Here is a 7618-nt window from a genome sequence, read left to right on the forward strand (position 1 = left end):
GCCAGCCATCTTATTGATGCCCGGCCCCCTGGGATTCCTCGGCCGCTGTCTGGGCGGCGGAACGGCATCAACCAGGGCGCTGACCCGGTTCCCGGAAGTGATGCGGACGTTGGCGTTGTTCTGGCCCCGTTCCACCACGGCGGCCACCCGGGCCGAATCCATCGGACGGAACAGCAGCGAGACGCGCTTGCGGTCGATGTCGCCGTGGGGAGCCAGGAGCCGGGACAGGACCGAGGATTTCACCGACCCGCGGGCGGGTCGTAGGCGATGCGCACGACTTCGCAGAGTCCTGCGCCGACATGGGCCAGACGATGCCCGCCCCTGTGGCCTGCAGCCGGGCGCCCAGGCCGGGGATGCGGAGGCCAGGTCACGGGCGACGTCCTGCGGTTCGCGTTTCCGGGACCCGCAGGAGGCGCTGAAGGTCAGAGACACCCCGGCCCGGACGGTGGCGGAACCTTCCGGGTAGGTGCGGACGACTTCCCGGAGGATGGCCGGCGCGTCGGGGTGTTCATTTCGACCTTCGACTCTGAGGCCGAGGCGCTGGAGTGCGCCAACGAGGCGTGTACGGTCTGTCCGCCGGCGTATGGACTCGGGACGTCGCCCGCGCCATGGATCTTGTCCGCAGACTCAACTTCCACATCACCATGTCCTCCGAACTGCCACATGGCCGATTCAAGCAGTCGGGAACCGGCAAGGACATGTCCGTCTACGCAGTCCAAGAATACACCCACCTGAAACACGTGATGGTCAACATCGAGCGGTAGGGCTTCTCCAAGGGGACGACGGCGGCACCCGGGGTCCGCCGTCGTCCCCTCCTTGAGGAGGGGCGCTTAGCCGAGGGCGCGCGCCTCGCTGCGGATGATGTCCAGGAACTGCGGCACGATCACCCGCGGATCATGCTCAAGCCACAGCATTTCCAGCGGCAGGGTTGCCCTCGTTTTCAGGGGGATGGCGCGCAGGCTCGCGGGGAGGTGGTTGGCCGCCGACTCAGGGACCAGGGAGAACGCCCTGCCTTCGGCGATCAGGTACGAGCGGGCCCCGACGATGAGCGGCGGGCTGACCAGGATCAGCGGGGACGGCCCGCGGCCGTAGCAGATCTCCAGTAGCGCGTCGTGGTATTCCGGGTTCTGCTCGCGGGTCCACAGCAGCAGGGGCAGATCGCCCAGGTCCTGCAGCTCGATGGACTCAGAGCCGGCCAGGGGATGGCTGAAGCTCAAGGTCACCAGCACGGATTCGTGCACGAGCGTTTCCTTCCGGAACCCCGGCGGCGGGGTCAGGAAGCGGCCCAGGCCGATGTCGCCGCCGTCGCTCTGCAGCTTCGAAGACACAGCGCCGGTGTCCACGGGAACGTCCTCGATGCTCAGCCCGGGCAGCTCCCGCTCGGACTGGCTGATCACGTCCGGATCCGCCCCTGCCCGACGGCGAGCGCCTGGGGCAGGTGGGTGCTGCCTGCCGGGCACTGTTCGTGGTGCCTGCCGCGGCTGTGGAAGGAGCTCCCTCGCTCTGGCTGGATCGCCGAACGCATCGGTCCAGTGGACAAAAGGTGGGCGGGGGTGATGGTCCGGTTTCACCCGCCGAGTCCGCCGGCCCCCTGCCGTGTTTCGGCCCACCGGTTTGGGACATCGTGCTGTACCTGGAAGCCGGCGCGGCGACGATGACGCCGGTCAGTGCGGTGCTGCGGTCCCTGGGTTACAGGTTTGAGGCCTCCATCGGCGTCTTCGACGTCCTTCGCGCCCTGGTCTTGAGAGTGGCCGTCTGCCGGGCAGGCTCCCGCGACGCGGGCTGGCACTGGGTGATGTCGTCGTCCTCTGCGCCACTACCCTGGTGCTCAGATGCCGGCCCGGTTGAGGCGTTCGATAAGGCTGGGTTTGCGCGCATGCGTTTGCCGCAGTGCGGTGGTGCGCGATGTGAACGTGTCGTAGCGGTCCCCGCGTTCGGCGAGTGCCCGGAGGTCGGTGAGCGTGGACGAAACCATGGATGACGGCGCGGCGGCGATGCTCGACGCCCTCGCCTACGTCAAGGCGGCCCGGTTCCGCGGCATCCCACCATCCACGACTACCACGACGAACTCACGCCCGTGCTGGCAGCATCGCTGAGCAAGCGGGCTCCCGGGTATGTGGCCCTTGGGTTCCCGGATCCGCGGAAGGACACCGCCGGGACATCTACCGCCACCAGTAATTCCAAGGGGTGTCCGATGCCGAAGGCGCATCCGGACCAGATCCCGACCCGGACCGGCATCAACCCCAGGACCACGAACGCCGAAGCGATGACACTGGCGCTGGCGCAGGCCTGCCCGGGTACACGCCCGTACCTGCCTGCCTGCAGCTGGAGGCCGCCGCGTCTGGAGGAGAACTGGGAGGCGACCAGCTCGCCGCCCACCCGGGCAGGCTGGGCAGAGCACTCAGACCGCGACGTAACCGGCCAAACCCGCCGGAGGCGCCGGAGTGATCATGGCAGTTTGAGTTGGGACCAGTTCTGCAGTCTGAGTTGGGCCCACTTCCCGGCCAGCCGGTTTGATTAATCGCAGTTTCAGATAAGCCCACCCCACGGTTGATTCCATCAGAGGTTTTTCCCAACAGTGGAAGGCAGTGATGGAGTCGAGAGTGGAGCTATTCGCGAGGATCCGCAGGGATGCGAAACACCGAAGTCCTACGGCGGGCTTACCCCGAGTTGCGCGCGGAGCTCTACCAGAACCGGTGGGCCAAGACCGCGAGCGCCGTGCGTGCCGGTGGCGGGGAAGGGTCGCGGTCGGTTTCAGTCGTTTGGCAGTCCGTTTTGCTTGGGTTCCTGCCGCGTCGGTGGCGTTCCTCGTCGAGGGTGTCAGCGGGGTTGGGGAGGATGCAGCGGTTCAGGACGGACGCGTGCTGAACGCGGCCGGAACCGGCGCCGTGCCGGTCCGGTGGGATCGGTCCCGCGGCCTGGGAGAAACGCGGGACGCCAGGGTCGCGGTGACCTTGGGAAAGTACACCGCCGCTGTGCGGGCAAGGCAGCCACATCTGTAAAGACGATCCCGCCACGGCCGTCGCCGCCAGCTGCGTGGGGTCCTGCAGCGCGCGAACACGTGCGTTGGCAACGCCTCCACCCTCTGGTCGAATTGGGTCAGTGGAGACCGGGGGCACCGCCTTGCCGGCCCAAGTGTCGTGCCGGGCATGAAGTTAGGGCACGCCGGGGCTCCCCAGGGGGACCGCAGGCACAGCCGTAGCAGCACGCCCGGATACCGGGTGTTGCTACGGCCGTGTCATCCGTGGGCGACACGGTGCTCACCATCACGGCGTTGATGACTGGCAACTCGAATACTTCAACGGCGAGTGCGTCGTGGCGGCTGTCCAGGGTTGAGCGGTGTTGTGCCCCTGCCGGTGGCGGGCGGGCTGTCTTGGGGGTGCTGGCCTTGGGTGGGTGTTGCGGGCACTGCGGGTGTGCGAGTATCGCGGTTATGGTGGTTCCCCTGCGGTTGGAAGATTTGCGGTCCTGCCTCAGCCATCCGTGTATGACGGTAGTGACGGGGGCGGGGCCGGTGGAGTATGCCGACAGGGGCGTTGGTGAGCCGCTCCTTGCTGTGCACGGAACGCTCGGGGGTTGGGATCAGGGGTTGGTGGCTGCCGAGTTCTTCCGGGTCAATGGGTTCCGTATCATCGCGCCGAGCCGGCCAGGGTATTTGGGGACGCCGCTGAGCACGGGTCGTACGCCGGCAGGGCAGGGCGATGCGCTTGCGGCGTTGCTGGATGCCATCGGCCTCGACCGGACCGCGGTGTTTGCCGGTTCCGGGGGCGGGCCTGCGGCCTATGCGCTGGCCGCCAGGCATCCGGGCCGGGTCACGAGGCTGCTCCAGATCGACTCGGTCGCTCTGCCGATCCCTCCGTTCCCGTTGCCAGGCTGTCTACGATGGATCCGGCCATCCGGTTCCAGTTGTGGCTTCTTCGCCATGGCGCAGCGCCGTTGCTGAGGATGCTGCTCCGGCGGTTCGGTGGGGGATCCCGGGAGGAGGCTGCGGAGCGGGCCGCGGTGGTCGCGGCGGATCCGGTCCGTATCGGGCATCTTGAGGCCATTCTTATGGCTTCTGCCGGATGGGCCGGTCGCCGGGCGGGGTTCGATAATGATTCCAGGGGGTTCAAGGGGCTCGCTCCGTTGGACCTTGAGGCCATCGCCTGTCCCACGCTCATCATGCACGGCACCGCGGACTCGAGTGTGCCGCCGGAGAACGCCCGGCACGCCCACCAGCGGATCCCGGGTTCCGAGCTGCACTGGATGCAGGGCTCCCATGTGGTGTTCTTCCTCGAGGAGGGCGATACCGCCCCGGTCTATGCTCTTGAGTGGCTGCGGGGCAAGAACCCGGCTCGGGTGCCCGGGCCGTTGGACTGATCCCGGTGAGCGGCTTCAGCAGCTCCTGCACCGGCTCGTGGGACTGTTCGAATCGGTGCGGCCAAGCAATCATCCGGTGCCCTCCTGCCATACATGCCGCACCGCGATGCCCGCGCCAAAGCCGCGGTCCGTCGCCACCCAACGGTGTTTCCGGGATCCCTGACAGCGAGCGCTGTTCGGCGAGGATGACCGGGACGGGCAGGGTGCTGGAGTGGATTGGGTCCTGGACGTGGCGGCGTTTCACGTCGCGGCCGGTAGTCAGCTCGCTCACGCCCGGTTTCGCGGTCATCGCGCACGGTGATGGTCCCCGTGGGCGGGTAGTTCTTCCACGGTGAAGGTGATGCGCCGGCGGCGCGGGTGTCTGCGGGCAGGCGGAATCGCGCGCCGGGTCGGTTTCGGGTCCCGCGCTCCGTGCAGCAGGGGATCCTCGGGGTGCCATTCGTCCACCAGCACGACGGCGGTGGCCGGCTTCCAGCACAACGGACACTCCGCCCGCCAAACGTTTGGGATACCGGCGCTTGAAACGCCGGACCGTTGGGATACCGGCGCTTGAAACGCCGGACGTTTGGGATACCGTCCGGCAGGACCGTCGCGGTGACCTCGTTACCGGGGTTCCGGCGAGGATGTAGCCGACGTCGATCACACCCGTCCCCTCCCTGAGGCTCCGCGTCCTGCCCAGGCACAGGCAGGCTCCAGCGGTCATCGATGACCACCACACCGGGCCCTGCGATTCACCAAAGTCCCGGTTCCACAAGGAGGTCCGGGCCCACTGCCAGGGACGATCCAGCCCCTAACGGCGCCAAGACCCAAAGCGAGGGAGGCGGATCGTCCGGGCGGGTTCCTGGAGCACGGTGGCGACGGCTTCCTTGCCGGTACACTCTTCCAGCCCGAACGGCGCGGGGACGTTGTGCCAGGCGCTTTGCACCGCACGGATCTTGTAGCGGTCCAAAGGTGGCGGCGGTGTAGGTGCGCTGCCGTCGACGGAATCCCGCCGGCGGCGACCACTACCGCGGCTTCAACCGCTACGAGGTCGACGTGGCCCACGGCCGCGTCCTGGAGCAGCAGGCCCGGGACGTGGCCCAGTTCTTCCTGGACGACACCCCGTCGGCACCCTCAGCCACGAGCGCCCATCACGCCGCCATCCGGGGCGGGCGGTTCCGGATCCTGCCGAGTACCAGGACAGGGTCAACTCCAGGCAACCGATCAGCGACGCCAAAGGGGGCTGATCGGGCCCGCGCTGCTGGACTGGCCCGAAGTGCTGGGCTGGGAGATCCGCCGTGTTGAGGTGGGTTCGGCCGGGCAGCTGCGCCCGGGGGTGGAGCACAGGTGTCGTCTTCGTCAGCAGCTTCACTCTTGGCCGTTACTGGAGCCGCGGCCCCGCAGCGCACGCTGTACGTTCCGGGGCCGGCTGATCAGGAAAGGGCGGCAACGAGTTCGCCGCCCTGGAACTGCACGCAAGCGCCGCCCGTGAGGTGAGGTTCGTCGTCGGGCCGGATCCGGGACCGGACAAGAAATAGGCGCCCCGGCCACCCGGGACGCTCTACCCACACAACGCGGACAGTCCGCACGCACCCCAGGAACCGCCGCGTACAACGGACACCACGCACTGCCCAACCTTGGACACCGTTCCAAGGCAAAAGGCAGAAGCAGGGGGCGCCGGGGCAGGGGCAAACCCCAGGCCCCGGGGTCGGTCACACCCCCCGAAACCGCGAGCGCGGCCGGCGGTTGGCGCCCGAACCCCGCACCGGGCATGCCCGCCTGACCCTGCCCGCTGCAAAGGGCACAGGGCGGAGCAGGCGGGGACCGTTGACGCCGCTCGACAGCGGCCGGGAGCATGGCCCGGGCAAGGACGGGCCCCGGCCGCGGTGACATCCCCTTGCACAGTGATATCCCCTTTGGATATCCCCTTTGCACAGTGACATCCCTTCGCGCAGTGGCATCCCCCGCCCGGTGGGAGCTGTGTGCGTCCGCGGCCGGGGCGGGTTATGCCAGGCGGGCCCGGACGAGTTCGCTGACGGCTTTGCCATCGAAACGGCCGGCGATCTTCGCGGTGACGGGTTTCATGACAGCGCCCATGAGGCGGAGCGTCGGTTCCTGGCCCTCGGCCCTGAGCGCGGTGAGGGCTTCGTCGATGATGCTTTCGACGTCGGCTGCGCTCAGGGCCTGGGGCAGGTACGTTTCGATGACTTCGGCTTCGGCGATCTCCGCCGCCGCGCGTCCGCTCTCGCCGGCTTCGGTGTAGATGCGGGCCGTGTCACGGCGTTTCGCGGCTTCCTTCTGGAGCAAGGCCGTGACCTGGGCGTCGTCGAGCTCGACGGGGGCCTTGCCGGATTTTTCGCGGGTTTCGATTTCGCCCGGAACGTTACGCACCGTGGTCAGCGCGGTCTTGTTGCGGTCTTTCATATGGACGATGACGGCGGCGTGGAGGCGTTCTTTCAGGGTGCCCATGGCGGGTCCCTTTCGATGGTGGTGCTTTCATTCTTCACGCCCGCGCCCAGTTCATGCGCAGACACAGGGTGAAAGGGTGTCCCCGAAACACGGTTGTTGGGTCATATGACCCGGAACTGTGGTCAAATGACCGATTCCTTCCGGACCATGGCCCTTCCGGCCCCCATGCTCGTCGGCCACGGCACGGCCGGAACAGCACCCTACCCGCCCCGCACCCGCACGGCCGCTTGTCCTCACAGCCCGCAACCCTGTGCGCGGAGCCGCCCTGGCCACAGCCCACGCGGTGACCACGGCGGACAGGGGACCTGGAGGACCTGGAATCCCGTACATGGACCGCACCCGGCCGCCTCGGCAGGGCCGCCGCGGGTGCGCCCGCTGCTGCGCCCACACCGGTGCTGCTGAGCCCCGGATGGATGGCGAGGCATCACCGGTGTCGTGGCGGCAGCATCGGCCCAAGACGCGGGCGGGGCGGGACGCTAACATCGCAATCCGCCACGACACCAACGACCAGGCCGGGCCAGGGCCGGCTTTCGTGGCCTTCATCTACCGGCCGGGCCAGGACTTCGATGCCCGCAAGGACTGCTTTGGCCGAGACCCGCCGGGTCGATATCGCCGGCCACCGCACCAAAATGGCCCGGCTCGACACCCTGCGAACAATCCACCCTCCCACTGGCGTTAACAACTGGCCCTCGGGGCACGAACAGCCACCACCCGGAACGACTTCAGTTCCAACGCCTCCACGTCCGCGTCCCTGGCCGCCAAGACCCTCGGGCTGTTCCACCGGGGACACCTCAGAACGGTGCCCCCCCCC

General features: G+C 68.2%; 6 protein-coding genes and 1 pseudogene. 3 read left to right on the forward strand and 4 right to left on the reverse strand.

The window, feature by feature from the left end:
• Positions 1–243, reverse strand: a pseudogene (locus J1902_RS19565) (SCO6880 family protein); the annotation flags it as partial.
• 302 nt (positions 244–545) lie between these two features.
• Here J1902_RS19565 and J1902_RS18415 point away from each other — a divergent pair.
• Entirely contained in the window at positions 546–764 is a 219-nt protein-coding gene (locus J1902_RS18415) for an aldehyde dehydrogenase family protein (RefSeq protein ID WP_207617828.1), read from the forward strand.
• Between the two features lie 66 nt (positions 765–830).
• On the opposite strand, the gene J1902_RS18420 is transcribed toward J1902_RS18415, so the two are convergent.
• Together J1902_RS18420 and J1902_RS18425 are read right to left on the reverse strand one after the other, a co-directional pair.
• Positions 831–1397, reverse strand: a complete 567-nt coding sequence (locus tag J1902_RS18420; protein WP_207617829.1) for a LysR family substrate-binding domain-containing protein — start codon at positions 1395–1397, stop codon at positions 831–833.
• Between the two features lie 431 nt (positions 1398–1828).
• The gene (locus tag J1902_RS18425) at positions 1829–1975 is read right to left on the reverse strand and encodes a hypothetical protein (protein ID WP_207617830.1); all 147 of its coding nucleotides are present in this window, start codon (positions 1973–1975) and stop codon (positions 1829–1831) included.
• Between the two features lie 1512 nt (positions 1976–3487).
• Between J1902_RS18425 and J1902_RS18430 the strand changes: the two genes are divergently transcribed.
• On the forward strand, positions 3488–3943 hold the full coding sequence (locus tag J1902_RS18430; RefSeq protein WP_207617831.1) for an alpha/beta fold hydrolase: 456 nt from the start codon (positions 3488–3490) through the stop codon (positions 3941–3943).
• Between the two features lie 182 nt (positions 3944–4125).
• Positions 4126–4359, forward strand: coding sequence for an alpha/beta fold hydrolase (locus tag J1902_RS18435; RefSeq protein ID WP_207617832.1), 234 nt, complete (start codon positions 4126–4128; stop codon positions 4357–4359).
• Between the two features lie 1983 nt (positions 4360–6342).
• Here J1902_RS18435 and J1902_RS18440 read toward each other — a convergent pair.
• The gene (locus tag J1902_RS18440) at positions 6343–6807 is read right to left on the reverse strand and encodes a GatB/YqeY domain-containing protein (RefSeq protein ID WP_207617833.1); all 465 of its coding nucleotides are present in this window, start codon (positions 6805–6807) and stop codon (positions 6343–6345) included.
• Positions 6808–7618: the final 811 nt, after the last annotated feature.

The organism is Arthrobacter cavernae (assembly GCF_017368795.1).
GTDB lineage: Bacteria > Actinomycetota > Actinomycetes > Actinomycetales > Micrococcaceae > Arthrobacter > Arthrobacter cavernae.